The following is a 21,894-nucleotide window of genomic DNA, read 5'->3' on the forward strand; positions in this document are numbered from 1 at the left end:
GTCGCCACCGTGAAAGGGTGATGTCCTAGGCCTCTAGACGATGGGGACGCAGATCTCATCAATGTTCTTTTGCGACCTTTCGACGGCCTAATGCCGAAAGATTGGTGGAGCCAAGCGGGATCGAACCGCTGACCTCCTGCATGCCATGCAGGCGCTCTCCCAGCTGAGCTATGGCCCCACGTCGCTGAGGAGCGAAATAATAGCTGTGCCCCCGGGGGTTGGCAAGCGTTTGTTGCACTTTTCTTCACGTCCGTTGCGTCGCCGATGTCAGCCGGGCGGCAGGCGCTGTGTGCGCAGGCGCAGCGCGTTGCTGATGACCGATACCGAACTCAGGCTCATCGCCACCGCTGCAAGCATCGGCGACAGCGAAATGCCCCACGGCACCAGCACGCCGGCCGCGACCGGAATGCCCAGGCCGTTGTAGAGGAAGGCGAAGCCGAGGTTCTGGCGCATGTTGCGCACGGCCGCGCGCGACAACTGGCGCGCACGCAGGATGCCGCGCAGATCGCCCTTCACCAGCGTGACCTGTGCGCTGGACATTGCCACGTCGGTGCCGGTGCCCATGGCGATGCCGACGTTCGCACTGGCCAGGGCAGGGGCATCGTTGATGCCATCGCCGGCCATCGCCACGACGCGACCCTGTGCCTGCAACTGCTGCACCAGTGCGGCCTTGTCGGCGGGACGGCTTTCGCCGTGTACTTCGTCCAGGCCGAGCGTGGATGCAACCGCCTGTGCGGTCAGCAGGCCATCACCGGTGGCCATGATGATGCGCAGGCCGTCGCGGTGCAGTGCGGCGATGGCTTCGGCGGTGGTGGATTTGATCGGATCCGCCACGGACAGCAGTCCGGCGAGCTGGCCGTCCACCGCCAGGTACATCACGCTGGCACCGCGTCGGCGCAGGGCATCGGCCTGTTCCTGCAGTGCGGTCACCTGCACCGATTGCGCGGCCATCAATGCCGTGTTGCCCAGCCACATCGCGCGGCCCTCCACGCGACCCTGCACGCCCAGCCCGGTGATCGAATCGAACTCCTCCACCGCCAGCAGCGGCAGGCCACGGCTGCGCGCAGCGGCGACGATGGCTTCGGCCAGTGGGTGTTCGCTGCCCTGGTCGAGACTGGCGGCCCACTGCAGCACCCGCCCATCCTCGAAACCATCGCTGGCATGCACGGCATCGAACGCGGGCCGACCCTCGGTGAGCGTGCCGGTCTTGTCGATCACCAGCGTATCGACCTTGCCCAGTGCTTCGATCGCTTCGGCATCGCGGAACAGCACGCCGTGCTGCGCGGCGCGCCCGGTGGCAACCATGATCGACATCGGCGTGGCCAGCCCCAGCGCACAGGGGCAGGCGATGATCAGCACCGCCACCGCGCTCAGCACGCCGTGTGTCCACGACGGCTCCGGTCCGAACAGGCCCCAGCCGAACAGCGCCAGCGCGGCCACGGCCAGCACCGCCAGCACGAACCAGTACGCCACCTTGTCAGCCATGCGCTGCATCGGCGCGCGCGAACGTTGCGCCTGTGCCACCAGCTGCACGATCTGCGCCAGCATGCTGTCATCGCCCACGCGCTCGGCTTCGATCACCAGCGCGCCCGAACCATTCAGGGTCGCGCCGATCACGCTGTCGCCGGCCTGCTTAGGCACGGGCACGGGTTCGCCGGTCAGCATCGATTCGTCCAGCGTCGAACGGCCTTCCAGCACGCGGCCATCCACCGGCACTTTCTCGCCGGGGCGCACGCGCAGGCGGTCACCGGCCTTCACCGACGCCAGCTCCACGTCATGCTCGCTGCCATCGGCATCGATCCGCCGCGCGGTCTTCGGTGCCAGGCCCAGCAGCGCCTTGATCGCCGCCGAGGTCTTGGCCCGTGCGCGCAGTTCCATCAGCTGGCCAAGCAGGGTGAGCGAAATGATCACCGCCGCCGCCTCGAAATACACGCCCACGTGACCGTGCTGCTGGAAAGAAGGCGGGAACACGCCCGGCGCGACCGTGGCCACCACGCTGTAGCCGTAGGCGGCGATGACGCCGGTGCCGATCAGCGTCCACATGTTGGGGCTGCGGTTGCGGATCGACTGTGCCCAGCGTTCGAGGAACGGCCACCCGGCCCACAGCACCACGGGCGTGGCCAGCGCGCCTTCGATCCACACCCGCAGCGTGGGCGACAGTGCATGCAGCAACGGGGTCATCGCCAGCATCGCCAGCGCCATCGTTGCCACGCTCAGCGGCAGCGAGACCCAGAAGCGGCGACGGAAGTCGGTCAGTTCCGGATTCTCGCCATCGTCCAGGCTGGGCATCATCGGTTCCAGCGCCATGCCGCAGATCGGGCAGGTGCCGGGGCCTTCCTGCACGATTTCCGGATCCATCGGGCAGGTGTACAGCGTGCCTGCAGGCACCTCCGGTGCGACGTAGGACGATGGATCGAGATATCGCTGCGGGTCGGCGATGAATTTCTGCCGGCAGCCGCCGCTGCAGAAGTGGTATTCCTGGCCCTGGTGGTGGGCGTGGTGTGCGGTGCTGGCAGGATCCACGTCCATGCCGCAGACCAGGTCCTTCACCGTGGCGGTGCCAGCGGCGGGCGCCGCATGCCCGCCGCAGCAGCCACCGGCCTTCTTTGTGGCGCTGGCTGCGGGCGTGCTGCCGTCGAAGGCGGCAGGGTCGGCCAGGAAGCGTTCGCGGCAGCGTGCCGAGCAGAAATGCCAGTCACGGCCATCGTGGTTTGCGTGGTGGGTGCTGGTGGCCGGGTCCACGTCCATGCCGCAGACCGGATCCTTCACTGCCAGTGGCGCCTTCTTCGCGCCGCCGCAGCAGCTGCCGCCGCCCGTTGCCGCGCCGTGTGCATGTCCAGGATGCGGGTGCCCGCTGTTCATGCGTTGTCCTCGGTCAGGGCGGCGAGGATGGGGCATTGCTCCAGGTCGCCATGGCCCGGGCAGGCGTCGACCAGCTGTGACAGCGCGGCGTGCATGCGCTGCAGCTCGGCCATGCGCTGCTCGATGTCGAGCAGGCGGGCCTGTGCGGTATCGCGCACGCTGGCCATGTCCTGCTGGTGGCGATCGCTCAGCGTCAGCAGTTCGGCGATTTCCTCCAGGCTGAAGCCCAGCGCCTTGGCGCGGCGGATGAAGCGCAGGCGGCGCAGGTCCTGCTCGCCGAAGATGCGGTAGCCGCCGGCGGAGCGTGCTGCGGTGGGCAGCAGCTGCTGGCGTTCGTAGTAGCGGACGGTGTCGATCGGCACCCCGGCCTCGCGGGCCAGCTGTCCAATGTTCATGGCGCACTCCTGGATGACTGGGGCTATTGTCAACCCTGGAGTCTGGTCAAGAGTCAAGGGTTTATCCGTTTCCCCCATTCAGGTCACTTTGCAACTTTCTTCATAGCCCCGCTGTTGGGGCAGTTCCTACCCTTCGCCTGAACTGGCCGCTCGACGGCCTGAACGAATGGAGGAGGGGAGTGTGGAGGGACTGAAGAACGAGGGCTTCGTCGAGGTTGCCGTGGTCGAATACCCGGGAGGAGATCCTTCCGCGGCCTCGGTACTGGCTGAAATGGCCCACGTGGCCAACCGTCTTGCCCAGCAGCAGCGGCGCCCCAGCGCGCGCGTGCTGGTCACCCGCTGGATCGTGCCCGCCAGCCACCGCGGCGTGAACCGGGTCACTGGTGCCGACATGCTGGATGCGGCGATTCCTGCGGTGATTGCCCTGCCGGGCCAGGTCAGCCCCGTGGTTTCGGTGCGGGCCGAGGAAGTGTTGCTGGACTGGCTGCGTGCACATTACGACGGTGGCAGCCTGCTGTCGGCGGCGGCTGACGGCGTGGGCGTATTGGCACGGGCGGGTCTGCTGGCCGGGCGTACCGTGGCGGGCCCCGACCTGCGCCGGCACCCGGGGCTGCAGGGCCAGGCCGCCAGCTGGGCGCCCAGCGAGCGCACGCTGGTCGATGATGGCGACCTGCTGACCGTGGCCGGCCCGCAGGCGTGGCGCTATCTCGGCCTGCGCCTGCTGTACCGCCTGCACGGGCAGGGCGTGGCCAGTGCGGTGGCGCAGCAGCTGGGCATTGTGGTGCCGGCGGGCGTGCAGCAGGACCTGGAACGGTTCAGTGCCAATTTCGCCCACGGCGACCGTGACGTGCTCAAGGCCCAGCGCTGGCTGCACACCACGTCGGCCCGCGGGGCGACCCTGCCGTCCATCTGCGAGGTCTCCGGTCTGGAGCCGCGCACCCTGCAGCGTCGCTTCCTGAAGGCCACCGGGCTGCGTCCCATCGAGTACTGCCAGCGGCTGCGGGTGGCGAAGGCGCAGACTCTGCTGCAACAGGGCGCCAGCATCGACGAGGTGGCCTGGGGCGTGGGCTATGCGGACCAGAGTGCGTTCCGACGGCTGTTCCTGCGCATTGTCGGCATGACGCCGGCCAATTACCGCCGTCACGTGAGCTGCAAGCGTCGAGAACGCGCACTGCCGGCGCCCGCTGCGATGGCCACTCGTGCCTTGCCGGTCGTACCGGTCACCGGGCCGACGCTCGACGCCGCCTGACCGCCATGGTCGGAGCGCTGCGCTTGCAACGCACGCGCAGCGCTCCGACCATGCAGGCCTCTGGAATGTAGTGCAGGTGATGCAATGCCAAGTGTGGGGCCGGTGCCGATGCCGGTTGTGGTGATCCTGGTCTGTCTGCTGCTGGCGATGGGCATCGCGCGGCTCTGGTCGTCGCGCCAGCCCGTGCCGCAGCGGCCCTCAGGCGCGGGCCGGGTGCTGGACATGCTGCTGGTGGGCCTGCTCTGTGGCCGCGTGTCCTTCATCGTCGCCAATTTCGCCTTCTATCGCGAAGCGCCGTGGAGCATGTTGCAGATTGCCGATGGTGGCTATCACGTGCCCGTGGTGCTGGTTGCAGCGCTTGGGTGGGGCCTCTGGAGCCTGCGCCGGCATCCTTCGCTGCGTGTTCCGGTGCTGTGCAGCGCCCTTGCGGGCGCAGTGCTGTGGGGCCTGGGCAGTTACGGTCTGGCGCAGTGGCAGGCCAACACGTTGTCACTGCCGGCGGTGCAGGTGGTGGACCTGCAGGGCAAGCCGCTGGACCTGGCGCAGTTCCATGGCAAGCCGGTGGTGCTCAATCTCTGGGCAAGCTGGTGCGGCCCATGCCGGCGCGAAATGCCGGTTCTGGCCCAGGCGCAGCAGGCACACCCTGAGCTGCAGTTCGTCTTTCTCAACCAGGGCGAAAGCCTCGATGAGGTCCAGCAGTTCCTGACCGCGGAGCGCCTTGCGCTGCGCGACGTGCTGCTGGATGAGCCTGCCGCTGCCTCGACCGTGCTGGGCGTGCGGGCCTATCCCTCGACCCTGTTCTTCGATGCGCAGGGGCGCCTGCAGGATCTGCACCTGGGTGAACTGACCCACGCCGGTCTTGAACACAAACTGCGCAGGCTGCGGTAGCCTGCGCGGGCATTTCCCTCTGGAGTTCACATGCTGTCGATTTCCCTGCGCACCGCGCCTGCGGTCCTGATCCTGCCGATGCTGCTGGCCATTACCGCCTGCAGCCAGGCACAGACGCCGCCGGCCAAGACGCCTGCCGGGACTGCTGCGGCGGCCCCTGCGGCAGGCAAGGGTGAGCGTCCTGCGGTGCTGAAGGGCATCGAGAAGCACGGCTTCGAAGTCATTTCCGAGTTCGATGCGCCGGGCGGCCTGCGCGGCTTTGCCGGCGTGGTCGGCGGCCAGCAGCCGGCGGCGGCCTATGTCACCGCCGATGGCAAGCATGTGCTGGTGGGCAGCCTGTTCGATGCCGAGGGCAACGACGTGGCCGCCGAGGCAGTGGAGAAGCTGGTGGCCGCGCCGATGTCGGCCAAGATGTGGTCCAAGCTGGAAGGCAGTGCCTGGGTACGTGACGGAAAGGCCGATGCACCGCGCGTGGTCTATACCTTCAGTGACGCAAACTGCCCGTATTGCCACAAGTTCTGGGAAGCGGCTCGTCCGTGGGTGGATGCAGGCAAGGTGCAGCTTCGCCACATCATGGTTGGCGTGATCCGCGAGGACAGCCCGGCCAAGGCCGCAGCCATCCTGTCCGCGCGCGACCCCAGCGCCGCGCTGCTGGACAACGAACACCAGTTCGACCGGGGTGGCATCAAGCCGCTGCCGAGCATCAGCCGCGAAGTGGCGGGCAAGCTGGATGCAAACCAGGTGCTGATGGTGGAAATGGGCTTCCAGGGCACGCCGGGCATCCTGTTCCAGAACGAGCAGGGCAGCGTCGAACGCCGCGCCGGCCTGCCGCAGGGCGATGATCTGCAGAAGGTGCTCGGCCCGCGCTGAGGACGTTCCCGCACCGCAATCGAATGACAGCAGGCCCGCATGGCAACGTGCGGGCCTGCTGCGTTCTGTCACCCGGCCTGGTGCAGGTAGTACTCCACAGGCACCACCAGTTCCTGCGGTGCGTTCATCTCATCAGGAATGGGCGGCAGCGGTTGTGCGCGGCGGAAGGTCTGCAGCGCGGCTTCATCCAGCAGTGGCTGGCCGCTGGACTGCTCCAGGCGCAGGGCAAGCAGGCTGCCTGTGCGGTCCAGGCTGACCCGTACCCAGGCCGTGCCCTGCTGGCGCCGTGCGCGCGCGGTGGCGGGATAGAAGCGATAGCGTTGCAGTCGCGTCATCAGCCGGGCCTCCCACTGGTCGCTGGCGGCGCCGGCCTGCAGGTCCGCAGGAGGGGCGTCCGGTGTGGGCGGTGCGGCGGCGACCGAGGCCGTGGCCGGCGCGGCGTTGGTGCTTGCGGCAGGCGGGGCAACCAGCAGCGGCTGGCGACCGCTGCCGCCGGTTTCGCTGGCCGCACGTTCGCCCTCGCGCGCAGCGGTGGGCAGCGGCGGCGGTGGCGCTTTGCTGGGCTGCGGCGCACTGGCCTGCTGCGCCGGGCGGGGCGTATCGGCGTGGCGCTCCTCCACCGGCTGCGGCGGCGCGGCCGGTGCCAACAGGCGCAGGCTGATGCGCATGTCCTGCTCCGGCGGCGGCAGTGCCGCCGGGGTTGCCACCCAGTGCACGAGCAGCAACAGCGGCAACAGGTGCAGGCCGACGCTGATGGCGACGGCCTGCCAGTGGCCGCTGCGCTCACTCATCGGCGGTCACCCACAGCAGATCGGCGTCGCCAACGTCGAGGGCTTCGCCCGGTGCAGCCAAGGCGATCACCAGCGCTGGTGTGGCCGGCGGCAGGTAGCCGGGCACGCCGGTGCCGCGCAGCACGTGCCAGCGGCCGGCGACCAGCAGGGCGGGTGCGGGCGACGTCGCCAGTACCTGGGCCATGCGCGTGTCGCGTGCCTGCTGCACGGCAAGCATGCCCTCCAGCATCGGCGCGGCCCCGGCATGCTGGGCCAGCACGACTGCTGACAACCGCTGGCGCGCGTCGGCTACCGGGAACCGGACCGGCTCAGTCGATGCCAGCAGCGCATCGACTTCGGCACGCGACAGGTTGCCGCCGTGCAGGGCAATGCCAGCAGCGCAGGCGTCCTGCACCAGGCCGCCATAGGCCTGCCAGGGCCAGCGGCTGTCCCAGCCCAGCAGTTCCTGCAGGCGGCTGCCGTCGGCCCGGTTGCCCTTGGCCAGCCAGCGTTGCACGCGCTGCAGGCGCGCCTGGCGTTCCTGCGCGATCATCTCCAGCACCAGCGCGCCCTGTGGCCGCTGCCGCTGCAGGGCCGCGAGCAGCCAGCGCTGCGCGGCGTGGTCGGCCTCGACATCGTGGCGCTCGCCCAGCAGCACGCGCTGCGCCCCGGCCACGCGCTGCGTGAAGCCCGCTTCATCCAGCGCCTGCCCAGTGGCCAGGTCGACGACGCGTCCCGGCATCGGCTGCGCCCCGGCCATGCCCGCCAGCGCGAGCAGGCACAGCAGCAGCCAGCGGCGCTCAGAACGCCACATTGACGCCCATCGAGACCGTCCGTCCACGGCCGTTGCCGCGATCCAGGATCGGGCTGAAGATGCTGTCGATCGAGGCATTGTTGTCATAGGCTTTGTTCTGCAGGTTTTCGATGTTCAGCCACAGCGTGGTATTGGCCTGGGGCTTGAAGCTGGCGTAGAAATCCAGCAGCACGCCGGTGCCGCCGGTCTTGCGGGTCTGGAAGAAGTCGTAGCCTTCCTCGGTGGGGCCGGAGTACTCGGCACGCACGCCGGCCTGCACGCGCTGCTGCCACCAGCTGCCACCCACGTCCAGCGTCCAGTAGCGGTCGGGCAGGGCGGTGATGTCTTCCAGGTTGACGTATTCGATGGTGGGCGCGCTGGTGTGCGACCGGGTCCAGCTCAACGTGGCGTGGTAGTGCTCGCTGGCGTAGTGGGCTTCCAGTTCGATGCCCCGCATGCGCACGATGCCGGGCTGGTTCATCCAGCGGGTGGTGGTGGTGAAGTCATCGGCATCGAGTACGTCGGTCCAGGCGCTCAACTGCTCGTCGCTGTCGATGGCCACCACCCGCGGCGCCACTTCCGGCGGATGCACCACCAGCAGGTACTGCGGCTTGATGTAGTCGCGGATGCGGTTGTCGAAGCGGGTGACCCGCAGCTGGGCCAGGTCGCCGTCGACCAGCAGCGAGTCGGTACTGAGGTTGGCGCCGAACTGCAGGTTGCGCGAACGCTCGCGGCGCAGGAACGGGTTGGCGCCCACGCCATCGGCATCGCTCATGCCTTCCAGCGGGATCTTCTCGAAGAACATCTCCTGCACGCGCGGCGCGCGCGAGGTGCGCGAGGCTTCAACGAACAGCTGCAGCCAGTCGGTGGCCTGCACCGAGAACGCGAGGCTGGGGCTGAGCGCATGCTGGGTGCGGCGCACGTCGATGTCGCCGCCGCCGATGTCCGCACACTGGCCCGGCACATCCGAACAGACCGGGATGTGGCCGCTGATGCCATACCGTTCCTGGCGCAGGCCAGCGGTCAATGCGTAGCGGTCATGCTGCAGTTCAAGCGTGCTGAACACACTGTCCAGCTGGCTGCGGCCCTGCGGGTTGGCGCCGCGCAGGGTGGGCGTGTCGGCCACGAAGATGTCCGACTGGTGCTTGACGCCGGTGTTCCAGCGCGCCTGCACCGGGCCGATCTCGAAGCGGCTGGTGTTGTCTGCGGTCCAGCTGCTCAGGCTGCTGTGCGTGCGTCGGCCGATGTAGCTGGAATCCTCCACCGGCGGGTAGTACAGATGCGTCTTGTTGCCGGCGAAGGTGACACGCACGTCCAGCCACGGCGTGTAGGGCGTGTAGTGGTAACTGGCGCGCTGGTTGCGCGCGGTAATCTGCCACGGGTAGTTGTGGTAGAAGTCGTTTTCATAGTGCATGTGGCTCAGGTCCAGCCGGTGCTGGTCGCTGGGCTGCAGGCGCGCCTTCAGCAGCCAGCTGCGGGGTTGCTGGCTGGCCGGGTCGGCGCTGTTCTTCTGTCCATTGGCGGTTGCGTATTCGCCGCTGCGGCTGCTGCTGGCCGCTGCCAGCAGGCCGAACTGGCGGTCGCCACCGTCCTCGCTGTGGCGCCAGGCGCCGGCGAACGTACGGCCATCGCCGTAGCCGTTGTTGCCGTGGCGGTAACCGGCACGCAGGCCCCAGTCGCGGCCTTCGGCCAGCAGGTCGTCGATGTCCAGCGTGCGGAAGTTGGCACTGCCGGCCAGCGTGCCGGCGCCGTCAGCACCGGCCACCGCGCCGCGCTGCACGTCAACGCCGGCCAGCAGGAACGGATCGACATAGGCGAACGGGCCGCCGGAGCCATGCCCGGCGTTGTTGCGGAAGGTCTGGGTCACGCCGTCGATCATGGTGTTGACCCGGCCGGCGCCGGTCATGCCGCGGATGTTGACCTGCAGTCCCGGCTGGCTGCGGGAGTGGAAGCTGTGGCTGCCGGGCATCGAGCGCAGCAGGCTGTTGCCGTCCTGGCGCTCGGCCATGGCAACGCGCTCGCTGCCGACCTTGGGGGTGAAGCCGTCGGCGAGGGGGGCGACGTACTGGCTGGTGCCGGCACCGGCAGCCGGCCCGCGCGAGGTGTCGCTCTGCACGCGCAGCGGACCGGTACGGCGGCTGCCGTCGTCGCGCTGGGGCGGCGCGGGTTCGAGGGTGGCATGGCGGGCGTCGATGAAGCGCGGCCGCAGGGGGCTGCCGGCCAGCAGGCGGGTCAGCGCCTGGGCGTCATCGAAGTCACCCTGCAGGGCGGGGGCCACATGGCCAGCGGGGAGTGCGGTGGCCATCACCAGATCCACGCCCGTGAGGCGGCTGTAGGCATCCAGTGCCTGGGCCAGCGGCTGGGCGGGCAGATCGTAATGGCGTGTCGCTGCCTGTGCGCGGGCGGGTGCAGGCAGCAGTGGCAGGGCGCCGGCGCACGCCAGCGAGAGGGCAAGAACGAGGGGGCGGTGGCACAGCATCGAAGGCTCCAGGGGATGACGCAGGGCGTCGTTCACCTGGGTAGACGCGGCGGCAGGGCCGATGTCAGGGTGCATCGTGCGGCTCGTCGTGCGGCGCCACCCAGACCTGCACGTCACCGGGCAGGCGCAGCACGCGCACGTGCAGCTGCGTTGCCAGCTGGTCACGGCTTTCGGCAGCGCCATCGGCATTGCCGAGCAGGGTCACCGGTTGCTGGCGGAGGGCGGCGCCGATGATCCAGGTGTGGCCGCCGTGCCAGGCATCCAGGCCCTGCGCGACCTTGGCCAGCGGCGCCGACACCCAGTGCAGGCGTCGCTCGCGCCAGGCCAGTGCGCCGCTTTCCATGTCGGTCGCTGCGCTCGTGCCGTTGCCATCGAAGCGCATCTGCTGGCCTTCCTGCGCCTTGGCGTGGCCCGGGCCGCTGTCCACCCGCACCGTGTGCTCGGTGACGACCACCCTGCTGGCGTGCTCGCCCACGGCGACATCGAAGGCGGTACCCAGCGCGGTGACGGTGCCATGGGGTGTGTGCACCTGGAAGGGCCTGCCGGTGTCGGTGGCGACCTTGAACCAGGCCTGGCCGTGCTGCAGTTGCAGCTGGCGACGCGCGCCATCGATGCGCACGTGTACCTCGCTGCCGGGCGCAAGCTGCAGGTGCGAGCCATCGGGCAGGAGTTCGTCACGGATCTGTCCGGCGGCCGTGCGCACCACCTGCGCGGGGGGCGGGGTCACATGGCGGCTGTACAGGCCCAGCGCACACAGCAGCAGGACCGCGATACCGGCGTCGCGCAGGCGGCGACGCTGCCGCCGCTGCTGCTGCCGCTGCATGCTGGGCAGGCCTGTGCCGGCCTGCCAGAGCGCCTGCAGGTGCTGGTACTGCGCGGCGTGGCGCGGGTCGGCCGCATACCAGCGGGCGAAGGCGTTCTCGTCGCGGTGGCCGTCGTGGCCATCCAGCCACCAGCGGGCGGCTTCCCGGGCAATGGCGTCGTGGCTCACGCCTGCGGTACCTGCTGCACGGCGACCAGTGCACGCAGCAGGTGGCCGTGCGCGGTCTGCCGGGTGATGCCGAGCAGGCGCCCAATCTCGGCCAGCCCCATCTGCTCCACCCGGGCCAGCAGGAAGACCTGGCGTGACCGCGCCGGCAGGGCGGCGATGATCGCGTCGAGATGGCGCAGCTGCTCGGCGTCGAGCAGGCGCTGTTCGGGCAGCGGCGCGGGGTCGGCGATGGCCAGCAGCTGGGCGTCGTCCAGTGCTTCTTCGCGACGGCGCGCGCGCTGCCGGTAGTGGTCGGCGATCAGGTTGTGGGCGACGCGGTACAGGTAGGCGCGGCCGTTGCCCAGCAGTCCGCTGGCCGCGACCTTGATGACGCGCAGCCAGGTTTCCTGGACGACGTCATCGGCGTCGCTGCGTTGCGGGAGTTTGCGGCGGACGTGGGCATGCAGCGGCCGGTAATGGGCTGCGCACAGATGCGCGACATCCGTCGGTTCGACAGGCGTGGACACAGGGCGGGCGGGGGCAGTGTGGAGGAACAGCCCGCGGCGGCAAGGGCAGCGGCTGCACCTTACAGTAAAGGAGAATCATTTGCATCATCGCGACCTGGTCTGGCCTGGCCGGGTGCGGCCGGACGTCCGGTCAGGGGCCGCGGCTGGCGCTTCGCAGCTGCAGCAGCAGGCGGTGCGCCGGGAACGTGCGCAGCGTTGGGTGCCGGGATCGGTAGTAGGCGTTCCAGTAGCTCGCTGCGCGCTGGATGCTGCGATCCACGAAGGCAGGGTTCGCTCGGACCAGGGGCAGGTAGGCAGCCAGGCCGATCTGCTGCGCCTGCTGTTCGACGGCTACGGCGATCTCCTCGACGTACTCGCCCAGCAGCGCAAGGTGGAAGGCCAGGACCCACGGTGCCGATGCCGCGCCCAGCGTTTCAAGCGCGTGCTGGCGCAGATGGCCGTCCGGGTGGCGCGTCGCCAGGCAGAGGCACAGCAGGCGCGCGTCGCCCTGCAGCGAGGAGGCGAGGCGCATCAAGCGTGTGCCATCGGCATAGAGGCGGCAGGGGAAGCGCAGCGCTTCTCCGTCGAGCTGGATCTGGTGCTGGGCAAGGTTCGGGTGGGGCGTTGCCTCGATGCGGCGCAGGCGGTGCTGCAGATCCGTGGCGATGTCGCGCAGATGGGCGGGTACGTCGAGCATCGGCTGAGTATCGCCGCCCCTGACGGCCGGGCCAATGGCCAGGCCAGGCCGTTCAGAGTGGCCGGTACTGGATCTGTGCCGCCAGCACGCGCAGGCCATCGGCGCCACTGGACAGGATGCGCTCCTCGCCCACGCCCTTCAGGCGCTGCAGCTGGAAACCTTCTTCGGCGGGCAGGCGCGCGGCGAGGGCGTCCAGATGCTGCAGGGCGCCTGGGCCCTCGCAGTCGAACTGGCCCCAGTACTGGCCGTTGCGGTGGATGGTCAGGCGGTAGTGCATTACGGGGTCTCCGGCAGGTGCTGCAACCACTGCGCGAACATGGCGTTGGCTGCAGCGGCCAGCGGCGCGCCATAGCGACGGGCCTGCGCGCGCAGGTCGTTGGGGTCGATGCCGGCCTGGGCCAGTTCGAGGGTGTGGCCGATCAGCCAGCGCTCGAACTGGCGCGCATCCAGTTCCGGATGGCATTGCAGGGCGAGGGCATGGAGGCCGACTGCGAAGGCCTGGTGGCGGCAGGCCGGCGTGCTGGCCAGGCGCTGCGCGCCCTCGGGCAGCTCGAAGGCTTCGCCATGCCAGTGCAGCACCGGGATGCCCTGCAGGGCCTGCAACGGCGAGTGTTGGCCGTCTTCGGTCAGCAGCAGCGGGGCAAAGCCGATTTCCTTGCCGCCACTGGCCGCGACCGTGGCGCCCAAGGCGCGCGCCATCAACTGCGCGCCCAGGCAGATGCCCAGTGTCGGCCGCTGCTGCTGCAGGCGGCGTTGCAGCAGGGCGATGCTGTCGGCCACGAACGGGTAGAGGGCCGTGTCATTGACGCTGATCGGGCCGCCGAGCACGACCAGCAGGTCCGCATGTTCGGCGGGCTCCAGCGGATCGACGCCGGCCTGCAGTACCTGCACGGTCCAGCCCTGCGCGTGCAGCAGGGGCTGCAGCGTGCCGAGGTCTTCGAAGGCAACGTGCTGCAGCACGACGGCGTGCCTGCCGGCAGCGGTCGTCATGCGGGCTCCCCGGCGCTGGGCCAGTAGAAGCTGTCCGGTGTCGCGCGCGCTCCGAAGATCGCCTGGCCGACGCGGACCACGGTGGCACCTTCTTCGATGGCGACCTCGAAATCACCGGACATGCCCATCGACAGCTGCGACAGGTCGATGCCTGCCGGTGCAGTCTGCTGCAGCTGGTCGCGCAGTTCGCGCAGGCGCACGAAGCAGGCGCGTACGCGTTCGATCTCGGGGGTGAAGATGGCCAGGGTCATCAGCCCGCGCACGCGCAGGCGGTCGAAGGCGGGCAGCTGCTGTACGAAGGCCGCGACGGCATCCGGTTCCAGGCCGTACTTGCTGGGTTCGGCCGAGGTGTTCACCTGCACGAACACATCCAGGACGCGGTCTTCCAGCTGCAGCCGTTGCTGCAGGGCCTCGGCCACGCGCAGGCTGTCCAGTGCCTGGAATTCGCTGGCGAAGCGGGCGACATAGCGGGCTTTGTTGGTCTGCAGGTGGCCGATGACCGACCAGTGCACGCCGAGGTCGGCCATCGACTCGGCCTTGCGCTGGGCTTCCTGCACCTTGTTCTCGCCCAGCGCGTGGCAACCGGCGGCTACGGCCATGCGGATGCGGGCTTCATCGACGGTCTTGCTGACCGGCAGCAGGCGTACGCTGGCCGGGTCGCGGCCGGCGCGGCTGCAGGCCGTGGCGATGCGTTGGCGCACGGTGACCAGGTTGGCAGCGATCTGTTCGACGGACTGGGCGACGGGCCAGTCGGCGGCGGCAAGGGGCATGGGGGACCTCCAGTGCGGGTGGCCAGGGTGGGATACACTGGCACAGGACAAGGCTTAGTTTGGCATAGGACAAAATGAAAATCACCGGGCGTAGCGCCGAGGCCATCTTCGACAGCATCCGTGAGGGAATCGGCAGTGGCCAGCTGGCGGCGGGCAGCGTGCTGCCGCCGGTGCGTGAACTGGCCGAGCGGCTGGGCGTGAACCGCAATACCGTGGCGGCCGCCTACAAGCGGCTGGACGGTGCCGGCCTGGCCAGCACTGCCGGCCGCCGCGGCACGGTGGTGCGCGGGCCGGCACAGGCCATGGCCCGTGAGGGCAGCGCGCCAGGCCTGGCCCTGCGCGACCTGGCCGGCGGCAATCCGGACCCGCGCCTGCTGCCGGTGTTGCGCCTGCAGGCTGCTGCCCCCCGGCTCTATGGGGCGGACACGGTGGATGCGCGGATGCAGCGCCTGGCCCGTGCCTCGCTGGACCCGCATTGCCCGGCCGGCTATGCGCTGGAACTCACCCATGGTGCGGTCGATGGCATCGAGCGCCTGCTGGCGGCGTGGCTGCTGCCGGGCGACCGTATCGCCGTGGAGGATCCGTGCTTCCTCGGCAGCCTGAACGTGCTGGCGGCGGGCGGGCATGCGGTGCTGCCGGTGGCGGTGGACGCGCACGGCATGCAGGTGGAGGCGCTGCGCGCTGCGCTGGAGGCCGGTGCACGGGCGGTGCTGCTGACCCCGCGCGCGCACAACCCCACCGGCGCCAGCCTGGATGCGAAACGGGCGCGGGCGCTGCGCCAGCTGCTGGCGGGCTACCCGCAGGTGGCGGTACTGATCGACGATCACTATGCGCTGCTTTCGCAGCAGCCCTACCACTCGGTGCTGCCGGCCGATGACCGCCGCTGGGCGCTGCTGCGTTCGCTGTCCAAGGCGCTGGGGCCGGATTTGCGCCTGGCGTGGCTGGGCTGCGACGCCGCCACTGCCAGCCGTCTGCGCCTGCGCCTGGCTACCGGTACGGGCTGGGTCAGCCATCTGCTGCAGGATGCGGCCAGTGCCGTGCTGGAATCGGCGCCGCAGCGGGCGAAGATCACGGCGGCGGGCGAGCGGTACCAGCAGCGGTTGCAGTCGCTGCAGGCACAGCTGCGCGAACGCGGGATGCAGACGCCGCTGTCGATGGAGGGGCTGAACCTATGGCTGCCACTGCCGGAAGACAGCCACGCGCACGTGCTGGCACTGGCCGCGCGCGGCTGGCACGTGCGCGGGGGGGAAGTGTTTGCGGTGGCGGCGCCGGCACATGGGCTGCGCATCACCTGCGCGGCGCTGGGGACGACCGAGCTGCGCAGGCTGGCCGATGACCTAGTGGCGGTGTGCGGCTTGTAGCGTCGAGCTTGCTCGACTTCGTTTGGATTGTAGAGTCGAGCTTGCTCGACTGGCTTCTGCCAACAGAAGTCGAGCATGGCTCGACTCTACAGAAGCGGAAGTCGAGCAAGCTCGACTCTACAGAAACATTTCCGGGCGATCAGGGCGCGGCGTTGGCGCCCGGCCGCACGTAGTAGGTCTGGCCGGTGTCGTCCAGGAACACCAGTTCCGGCTTGCCCTGCCACGAGGTGAGCATGGCGCCGGTGTTGTTCTGGTGGCGCACCATCAGGCTGGCACCGCGATCGGGATTGGCCACGACCTTGAACACTTCAGTGGTGCCACTGGCATCGTCCAGGGTCAGCAGCGCTTCGCCACCTCGGTCGCTGGTGCCATAGGCGCCGCGTTCGGAACCGTCCGGCCCGAGCAGGATCATGCCCGACAGTGCGGTGGCACGCGGGCTCTGCGGTTTGCCCTTGCTGAGCGGGTCGGGCACGGGAGCGCCGAGAATGACGCGCGCCTGGCCTTTGTCATCGTGGATGACCAGGCCACGGGCTTCGATCACCCGTTGTGGCGATTGGCTGTGATGCAGGTTCCAGGCCGTCCAGCCGGAAACGAGCAGGGCGAGGGTCGAAACCCCCAGCGTGGTCAGCATCAGTGCGCGGGCCATCGTTCGTCCTTCCTTGGATGTGCCGACGATAGCGGATGCAAAAGCGGATGGGTAGGGCCGCGCGGTCAATGGAAATCGCGGCTGTGGCTGCGCAGGCCCTGCAGCAGTTCGTCCAGGCACAGCATGCGCTGCACGATCACATGCTGCACGCCATCGACGCGTTCCAGGCGGCCGTCGATCTGCATCAGCTGGGTATCGACCAGCACGCGGTGCTGGCGGTCGGCCACGTGTCGCCAGACCACGGCGTTGACCATGCCGGTCTCGTCTTCCAGCGTGAGGAACGTGACCCCGCTGGCAGTCTGCGGGCGCTGCCGCATGCGTACCAGCCCGGCGATGCGGACGCGGCGGCCATGGCCGTGGCCGCCCAGCTGTGCAGCGTCCAGGCACCCGCGGCTGCGCAGTTGCGCGCGCAGGAAGCTGATCGGGTGGCGGCCGAGCGTGGTGCCGGTGCTGCGGTAATCGGCCTGCATGTCTTCCCACGCACTGGGCAGCGGCAGCGCCACGCGTGCCTCGGCGGTGGCACGGGCCTGGTCGAACAGCGGCAGCCGGTTTTCCACGCCGGAAATATCCCAGCGCGCACGATGCCGATGCCCGCTGAGCCCGCGCAGCGCGCCAGCGTCGGCCAGCAGCCCCTGCTGGCGGCGGTCCAGCCCGGTGCGCTGGCACAGGTCGCCGACATCGTCGAACGCGCGCTGCGCGCGCTCGCGCATCAGCGCCTGCACGGCGGCTTCGCTGCAGCCATCGACCAGGCGCAGGCCAAGCCGGATCGCCGCCGGGCCCTTGCTGAAATCCAGGGTGCAGTCCCAGTCGCTGTGGCGTACGTCCACCGGCAGCACCGTGATGCCATGCCGGCGCGCGTCCTGCAGCAGCTGGTCGGGGCTGTAGAAGCCCAGCGGCTGGCTGTTGATGAGGCTGGCGGTGAATGCAGCCGGGTGGTGGCACTTCAGCCAGCAGCTGGCATAGGTGAGCAGGGCGAAGCTGGCCGCATGGCTTTCGGGAAAACCATAGCTGCCGAAGCCCTTGATCTGCTCGAACAGGCGCTCGCCGAACTCCAGGCTGTAGCCGCGGTCGAGCATGCCGGTCAGCAGCTTTTCGCGATGCGGCTCCAGCCCGCCATGGCGTTTCCACGCGGCCATCGAGCGACGCAGTGCATCGGCCTCGCCGGCACTGTAGCCGGCGGCATCCACGGCCAGCTGCATCACCTGTTCCTGGAACAGCGGCACGCCCAGGGTGCGCGCGAACACGCGTTCCAGCTGTGGCGGATAGAGTGGGTTTTCCGGGTCGTTCAAGGCTTCCGGGCCCTGTTCGCGAAGGATCCGCCGGCGCTCCAGGTAGGGGTGCACCATGTCGCCCTGGATCGGCCCCGGGCGCACGATCGCCACTTCGATCACCAGGTCGTAGAAGGTGCGTGGCTGCATGCGCGGCAGCATCGCCATCTGCGCGCGCGACTCGATCTGGAACACGCCGATGGTTTCTGCGGCGCAGATCATGTCGTAGGTGGGGCCGTCCTCGTCTGGAATCGCATCCATGCGCCCTGCGTGCAGGCCGTGCTGCTGCAGCATGGCCAGGCACTTGCGGATGGCGGTGAGCATGCCCAGCGCCAGGCAGTCGACCTTCATCAGGCCGGTGGCATCGAGGTCATCCTTGTCCCACTGGATGACGGTGCGCCCGGCCATGGCCGCGTTTTCCACCGGTACGAGGGTGGACAGCGGGTGTTCGGAAATGACGAAGCCACCCGGGTGCTGCGACAGGTGGCGGGGGAAGTCGATCAGCTCTTCGGTGAGTGACAGCAGCCGCCGCATCAGCGGCGTGTCCGGATCGAAGCCGCGTTCGCGCAGGGTATCCGGCAGCGGGATGTTGCCGCCCCAATGATCCATCGCTGCGCCCAGCTCGTTCACCTGGTCCATCGGCAGGCCGAGCGCACGGGCGACATCGCGGATCGCGCTGCGGCCGCGGTAGCTGATTGCCACGGCGGTCAGCGCGGCGCGCTCGCGGCCATAGCGGTTGAACACGTACTGCAGCACTTCCTCGCGGCGCTCGTGTTCGAAGTCGATGTCGATATCCGGCGGCTCATCACGTTCATCGGAAATGAAACGCTCGAACAGCAGGTTGCTGCGCGCCGGGTCGATCTCGGTGACGCCCAGCACGAAGCACACCGCCGAATTGGCTGCCGAGCCGCGCCCCTGGCAGAGGATCTTCTGCTCGCGGGCGAAGCGGACGATGTCCTGCACGGTGAGGAAGTAGGAGGCGTAGTTCTTCTTGGCGATCAAGGCCAGTTCGTGCTCGATCTGCTTGCGCTGCGCCGGCTGGATGCCCCACGGCCAGCGCTCGGGAATCCCCTTTTCCACCAGCGCACGCAGCCAGCTGTCCGGGGTCTCCCCTTCGGGCACCAGCTCGCGCGGGTAGGTGTACTGCAACTGGTCCAGGGTGAAGTGGCAGCGCTCGGCGATGCGCAGGGTCTCGGCCAGCAGCTCGGGCGGATACAGCCTGGCCAGCGCGCTGCGTGGGCGCAGGTGGCGCTCGCCATTGGGAAACAGCCGCCAGCCGGCTTCGGCCACGCTGCAGCGGTGGCGGATCGCGGTCAGCGTGTCCTGCAGGGCGCGGCGGCGGCGCACGTGCATGTGCACATCGCCGCTGGCCACCAACGGCAACGCGTGGCGTTCGCCGAAGGCCTGCAGCTGCTGCAGGCGGCGCACATCGTCGTGTTCGTGGTGCAGTTCCACCGCCAGCCACAGGCGGTCGTTGAAGGCGGTGCGCAGCGTCTGCAGGTGGCTGGCATCGGGCTGCCGGTCCAGCCACAGGCACAGCAGGCCGTCGGCCAGGCCGTGCAGGTCTTCGCGCAGGCAGCGGTATTCGCCCTTGCCTGCGCGCCGCCGGCAGGTGGTGATCAGCTGGCACAGGCCGGCATAGGCATCCTGGTCGGTGCACAGCAGGGCGATCTTCGGCCCGTCCTCGACCTGGAATTCGGCGCCGACGACCAGCGCCACGCCGTGCGTCTTCGCCGCCTGCCAGGCCCGCACGATGCCGGCCAGCGAACACTCATCGGTGATCGCAACGGCGCGGTAGCCCTGGCCGGCGGCGCGCGCGAACAGCTCGTCGGCGGTGGACGCGCCGCGCTGGAAACTGAAGGCCGACAGGCAGTGCAGTTCGGCATAGGCAGGGGAGGCGGCGTGCATGGCGGTTCAACCGAACCAGCCGTGCAGCATCCATGGTGCATGCGGGTCGTTGCGCGGGCGGAAGGCCCAGCCGCGCTGGCCGTGCGCGGTCTCCACCACGTAGTAGTCGCGGCGCGCATCGGCGTGGTCCCACCAGCCCGATTCGATCCGCTCCGGCCCGGCGATGATGCGCAGGCGTGGGTCGCGCAGCGGCTGCGGTGCCTCCAGCAGCCAGCCGGGGCGCAGCGGCCAGTACGCGGGCGGCTTGGCGGCGGGCTGCGGGCCGCTGGCACATTCGGGGCGATGGTCGGCCTGCACCGCCAGCGGCTGCACGGCATCATCGCCAAGGCGCGCCCGCAGCCGCTCGCGCAGCTGGGTCCACGGCATTGCCTGCGCCGGGCGGGTGTCGAACAGATCGCGTGCGGCCGGCACGAACGGCGGCAGGTGTTCGGCCTGCAGGCGCAGCGCCCGGCTGCCGGCAGGCAGGGCAAAGGCCTCCATGCGGTTGCGGGCGATCTCGAACAGCAGCGCGGCATCGCGTTCGGGCGCCAGCAGGCCGATGGTCAGCACGCTGGCCGGCAGCAGGTCGTGTTCGAAATACAGGTCGAAGCGCTGCACGCCCCCATCGCGCGAACACAGGAACGCAGCCAGGTCCAGCAGCAGGCGGCGCAGCGGAAACAGCAGCGCCTGGCTGGATTCGATCTCGTACTCGAATTCGATGCGTGCATCGAACCGGTCAGGAGGCTGGTAGTAGCGCAGTGGCGCGGTGGGCAGGCCGCGCAGCGCATCCAGCTGCTGCAGCACATCGGGGGCAAAGCGCCGGGCCAGGCTGTCGCGCGGCAGTTCGAGCACCGCGCCCAGCGTGCGCAGGCCGGAGCGGCCCAGCACGGTGACCGCCTCGGCGGGCAGCCCGCAGCGTGACAAGGGCAGCGGCGCCAGCAGGGCCGGCAACTGCTGCGCATCGATGCCCAGGCCGTCGTGCACGTTGGCCAGCACGCGCGCGGCATGCGGGGTGGGCGCAGCCACCAGGCGGTGGCGGAAGCCCAGTTCGTGCAGGCCATCGCGCAGGCGTTTCTCGATCTTCAGCCAGTCACCGAACAGGGCACGGCTGGCGCCGATTTCCATCACCAGCGCATGCGGAAAATCGAGGCTGACCTGCGAACTGTAGGCGTAGGCCCAACTGGCCAGCAGCTGGCGGGTCTGCTGCTCGGCGCTGGGGTCGTAGTCGTGCAGCTGCATGTCCTGCACCAGCACCTGTGCGGCCGACAGCAGCATGCCCGGGCGCAGGCCGGCCGCGCGTGCTGCTGGGCTGACCGCGCGCAGCACGCGGCGCTGCGCCGGCCCCTGCAGCAGCACCAGCGGCCGCTGCGGGTCCGGCTGCAGGCGCAGCACGCTGTCCAGCGCCAGCTGCGGTAACAACAGGCAGGCCCAGTGCATGGCGCGGCCTCAGTGGGCAACGGCCAGCGGCAGCGGTTGCGCCGGTGGCAAGCCGCCGCGGCACTTCAGCACCCGCACCTGGCCGTGGTCGAGCTGCAGGCGCAGGCTGGCCGGCGAGGGATTGCGCGCAGCGCGCACCTCGCGGAACACGAAGCCAAGGCACTGGCCGCTGTCGGCGGCAACCTGCAGGCGGCGCAGCGAGCGGTCATCGGCCTGCTGTGGCTGCGGCCAGCACAGCACCGCCGCACAGGCGGCCGAGCGCAGGCATTGTTCGGCCGCCCACAGGGCCTGCTTCGGCGTGGCGTGGATGATCTGCAGCTGGGCCAGGTCCAGCCCGGCCGCGGCCCAGGCCGGGGCGTGCGGGCGGTAGGGCGGGGCGACCAGCACGATAGGCCGGTCGCGCTGGCTCAGCCTGGCCAGCGCCGGCCAGACCAGGGCCAGTTCACCCACGCCGGGGGCGTCCTGCAGTACCTCGCACAGGCCGCTGGCGGGCCAGCCGCCGCCGGGCAGGCGGGCATCCAGCGCCGGGTGGCCGCTGGCCAGGTGGTCGCTGGCCGGCCCGTTGCGCGCCGGGCCACGCCACAGCTGTCGGCCGTCCAGCAGGCGGTCGAGCGCGACGACGGCACCCATCAGCTGGTCCCCCGGGGGAGGGGCCAATCAGGCTGGAAGCGACAGGGATGAACGGAAACGGCTGGCATGGAGCGAGTGTCGGCAGACCGGCATCAGGGGCTGGGACCAGACATGCTACTCGTCTTGTGAGTAGAATTACTAATGAAATTGGAGGGTCGGGTTTCAGGTTGCTGAAGCGGTAAAGCATCCACGCATGGCGTGGATCTACCAGGCCGATGAGTAGATCCACGCCATGCGTGGATAGGCAAAAGGCGACCGAATCGGTAGATCCACGCCATGCGTGGATGGGCAAAAGGCGACCGAATCGGTAGATCCACGACATGCGTGGATAGGCAAAAGGCGACCGAATCGGTAGATCCACGCCATGCGTGGATAGGGCAAAAGGCGACCGAATCGGTAGATCCACGCCATGCGTGGATGGGCAAA

The 21,894-nt window shown here is 69.5% G+C and carries 19 protein-coding genes and 1 tRNA gene; 4 read left to right on the forward strand and 16 right to left on the reverse strand.

The window, feature by feature from the left end; all coding sequences use genetic code 11:
• Nucleotides 1-102: 102 nt before the first annotated feature.
• The 3 genes from IAE41_RS17480 to IAE41_RS17490 form a co-directional block, all read right to left on the reverse strand.
• Nucleotides 103-178, reverse strand: a tRNA-Ala gene (locus IAE41_RS17480).
• Between the two features lie 89 nt (nt 179-267).
• Nucleotides 268-2,862 carry a heavy metal translocating P-type ATPase gene (locus IAE41_RS17485; RefSeq protein ID WP_200733992.1) on the reverse strand — a complete coding sequence of 865 codons (2,595 nt, stop codon included), beginning with the start codon at nt 2,860-2,862 and terminating at the stop codon, nt 268-270.
• Nucleotides 2,859-3,257, reverse strand: coding sequence for a heavy metal-responsive transcriptional regulator (locus IAE41_RS17490; protein ID WP_079222268.1), 399 nt, complete (start codon nt 3,255-3,257; stop codon nt 2,859-2,861). The genes IAE41_RS17485 and IAE41_RS17490 overlap by 4 nt, the downstream gene beginning before the upstream one ends.
• Nucleotides 3,258-3,438: 181 nt before the next feature.
• Between IAE41_RS17490 and IAE41_RS17495 the strand changes: the two genes are divergently transcribed.
• From IAE41_RS17495 to dsbG, 3 genes are all read left to right on the forward strand, one after another.
• Nucleotides 3,439-4,506 (forward strand): helix-turn-helix domain-containing protein, encoded by a 1,068-nt coding sequence (locus tag IAE41_RS17495; RefSeq protein ID WP_200733993.1) that lies wholly within the window; start codon nt 3,439-3,441, stop codon nt 4,504-4,506.
• An 84-nt stretch (nt 4,507-4,590) separates the two neighbouring features.
• On the forward strand, nt 4,591-5,394 hold the full coding sequence (locus tag IAE41_RS17500) for a TlpA disulfide reductase family protein (protein ID WP_200733994.1): 804 nt from the start codon (nt 4,591-4,593) through the stop codon (nt 5,392-5,394).
• 30 nt (nt 5,395-5,424) lie between these two features.
• Nucleotides 5,425-6,264 carry a thiol:disulfide interchange protein DsbG gene (gene dsbG / locus IAE41_RS17505; protein ID WP_079222265.1) on the forward strand — a complete coding sequence of 280 codons (840 nt, stop codon included), beginning with the start codon at nt 5,425-5,427 and terminating at the stop codon, nt 6,262-6,264.
• Between the two features lie 68 nt (nt 6,265-6,332).
• On the opposite strand, the gene IAE41_RS17510 is transcribed toward dsbG, so the two are convergent.
• From IAE41_RS17510 to IAE41_RS17550, 9 genes are all read right to left on the reverse strand, one after another.
• Entirely contained in the window at nt 6,333-7,055 is a 723-nt protein-coding gene (locus IAE41_RS17510) for an energy transducer TonB (RefSeq protein WP_200733995.1), read from the reverse strand.
• Nucleotides 7,048-7,848 (reverse strand): ChaN family lipoprotein, encoded by an 801-nt coding sequence (locus IAE41_RS17515; protein WP_200733996.1) that lies wholly within the window; start codon nt 7,846-7,848, stop codon nt 7,048-7,050. The genes IAE41_RS17510 and IAE41_RS17515 overlap by 8 nt, the downstream gene beginning before the upstream one ends.
• A complete protein-coding gene (locus IAE41_RS17520; protein ID WP_200734006.1) occupies nt 7,835-10,306 on the reverse strand; it encodes a TonB-dependent receptor in 2,472 nt (823 codons plus the stop codon). Before IAE41_RS17520 ends, IAE41_RS17515 begins: the two co-directional genes overlap by 14 nt.
• A 64-nt stretch (nt 10,307-10,370) precedes the next feature.
• Complete coding sequence (locus tag IAE41_RS17525; RefSeq protein WP_200733997.1) at nt 10,371-11,297, reverse strand: FecR domain-containing protein; 927 nt, start codon at nt 11,295-11,297, stop codon at nt 10,371-10,373.
• On the reverse strand, nt 11,294-11,803 hold the full coding sequence (locus IAE41_RS17530; protein ID WP_200733998.1) for an RNA polymerase sigma factor: 510 nt from the start codon (nt 11,801-11,803) through the stop codon (nt 11,294-11,296). Before IAE41_RS17530 ends, IAE41_RS17525 begins: the two co-directional genes overlap by 4 nt.
• A gap of 130 nt (nt 11,804-11,933) precedes the next feature.
• Nucleotides 11,934-12,479, reverse strand: a complete 546-nt coding sequence (locus IAE41_RS17535; RefSeq protein WP_200733999.1) for a hypothetical protein — start codon at nt 12,477-12,479, stop codon at nt 11,934-11,936.
• A 52-nt stretch (nt 12,480-12,531) separates the two neighbouring features.
• Nucleotides 12,532-12,756, reverse strand: coding sequence for a hypothetical protein (locus tag IAE41_RS17540; RefSeq protein WP_200734000.1), 225 nt, complete (start codon nt 12,754-12,756; stop codon nt 12,532-12,534).
• Entirely contained in the window at nt 12,756-13,469 is a 714-nt protein-coding gene (locus tag IAE41_RS17545) for a glutamine amidotransferase (protein ID WP_200734001.1), read from the reverse strand. Before IAE41_RS17545 ends, IAE41_RS17540 begins: the two co-directional genes overlap by 1 nt.
• A complete protein-coding gene (locus tag IAE41_RS17550) occupies nt 13,466-14,239 on the reverse strand; it encodes a YggS family pyridoxal phosphate-dependent enzyme (protein ID WP_108746888.1) in 774 nt (257 codons plus the stop codon). Before IAE41_RS17550 ends, IAE41_RS17545 begins: the two co-directional genes overlap by 4 nt.
• A gap of 74 nt (nt 14,240-14,313) precedes the next feature.
• On the opposite strand from IAE41_RS17550, the gene ptsJ reads away from it, so the two are divergent.
• Nucleotides 14,314-15,600 (forward strand): transcriptional regulator PtsJ, encoded by a 1,287-nt coding sequence (ptsJ, locus tag IAE41_RS17555; RefSeq protein ID WP_200734002.1) that lies wholly within the window; start codon nt 14,314-14,316, stop codon nt 15,598-15,600.
• Nucleotides 15,601-15,739: 139 nt separating this feature from the next.
• On the opposite strand, the gene IAE41_RS17560 is transcribed toward ptsJ, so the two are convergent.
• The 4 genes from IAE41_RS17560 to imuA all read right to left on the reverse strand — a co-directional run bounded on the left by IAE41_RS17560 (nt 15,740) and on the right by imuA (nt 21,468).
• Nucleotides 15,740-16,246 carry a hypothetical protein gene (locus tag IAE41_RS17560; RefSeq protein ID WP_079225274.1) on the reverse strand — a complete coding sequence of 169 codons (507 nt, stop codon included), beginning with the start codon at nt 16,244-16,246 and terminating at the stop codon, nt 15,740-15,742.
• 65 nt (nt 16,247-16,311) lie between these two features.
• A complete protein-coding gene (locus IAE41_RS17565; protein ID WP_200734003.1) occupies nt 16,312-19,422 on the reverse strand; it encodes an error-prone DNA polymerase in 3,111 nt (1,036 codons plus the stop codon).
• Between the two features lie 6 nt (nt 19,423-19,428).
• Entirely contained in the window at nt 19,429-20,838 is a 1,410-nt protein-coding gene (locus tag IAE41_RS17570) for a DNA polymerase Y family protein (RefSeq protein ID WP_200734004.1), read from the reverse strand.
• 9 nt (nt 20,839-20,847) lie between these two features.
• Complete coding sequence (gene imuA, locus IAE41_RS17575; protein ID WP_200734005.1) at nt 20,848-21,468, reverse strand: translesion DNA synthesis-associated protein ImuA; 621 nt, start codon at nt 21,466-21,468, stop codon at nt 20,848-20,850.
• Nucleotides 21,469-21,894 lie beyond the last annotated feature (426 nt).

The sequence above is a fragment of the Stenotrophomonas sp. S39 genome (genome assembly GCF_016624665.1).
Classification (GTDB): domain Bacteria; phylum Pseudomonadota; class Gammaproteobacteria; order Xanthomonadales; family Xanthomonadaceae; genus Stenotrophomonas.

Bases quoted from the DNA above. Each gene is read 5' to 3' on its own strand.
- IAE41_RS17485 (WP_200733992.1), bottom strand. From the start codon at position 2,862: ATGAACAGCGGGCACCCGCATCCTGGACATGCACACGGCGCGGCAACG.
- IAE41_RS17490 (WP_079222268.1), bottom strand. From the start codon at position 3,257: ATGAACATTGGACAGCTGGCCCGCGAGGCCGGGGTGCCGATCGACACC.
- IAE41_RS17500 (WP_200733994.1), top strand. From the start codon at position 4,591: ATGCCAAGTGTGGGGCCGGTGCCGATGCCGGTTGTGGTGATCCTGGTC.
- dsbG (WP_079222265.1), top strand. From the start codon at position 5,425: ATGCTGTCGATTTCCCTGCGCACCGCGCCTGCGGTCCTGATCCTGCCG.
- IAE41_RS17510 (WP_200733995.1), bottom strand. From the start codon at position 7,055: ATGAGTGAGCGCAGCGGCCACTGGCAGGCCGTCGCCATCAGCGTCGGC.
- IAE41_RS17515 (WP_200733996.1), bottom strand. From the start codon at position 7,848: ATGTGGCGTTCTGAGCGCCGCTGGCTGCTGCTGTGCCTGCTCGCGCTG.
- IAE41_RS17520 (WP_200734006.1), bottom strand. From the start codon at position 10,306: ATGCTGTGCCACCGCCCCCTCGTTCTTGCCCTCTCGCTGGCGTGCGCC.
- IAE41_RS17535 (WP_200733999.1), bottom strand. From the start codon at position 12,479: ATGCTCGACGTACCCGCCCATCTGCGCGACATCGCCACGGATCTGCAG.
- IAE41_RS17540 (WP_200734000.1), bottom strand. From the start codon at position 12,756: ATGCACTACCGCCTGACCATCCACCGCAACGGCCAGTACTGGGGCCAG.
- IAE41_RS17545 (WP_200734001.1), bottom strand. From the start codon at position 13,469: ATGACGACCGCTGCCGGCAGGCACGCCGTCGTGCTGCAGCACGTTGCC.
- IAE41_RS17550 (WP_108746888.1), bottom strand. From the start codon at position 14,239: ATGCCCCTTGCCGCCGCCGACTGGCCCGTCGCCCAGTCCGTCGAACAG.
- ptsJ (WP_200734002.1), top strand. From the start codon at position 14,314: ATGAAAATCACCGGGCGTAGCGCCGAGGCCATCTTCGACAGCATCCGT.
- IAE41_RS17560 (WP_079225274.1), bottom strand. From the start codon at position 16,246: ATGGCCCGCGCACTGATGCTGACCACGCTGGGGGTTTCGACCCTCGCC.
- IAE41_RS17565 (WP_200734003.1), bottom strand. From the start codon at position 19,422: ATGCACGCCGCCTCCCCTGCCTATGCCGAACTGCACTGCCTGTCGGCC.
- IAE41_RS17570 (WP_200734004.1), bottom strand. From the start codon at position 20,838: ATGCACTGGGCCTGCCTGTTGTTACCGCAGCTGGCGCTGGACAGCGTG.
- imuA (WP_200734005.1), bottom strand. From the start codon at position 21,468: ATGGGTGCCGTCGTCGCGCTCGACCGCCTGCTGGACGGCCGACAGCTG.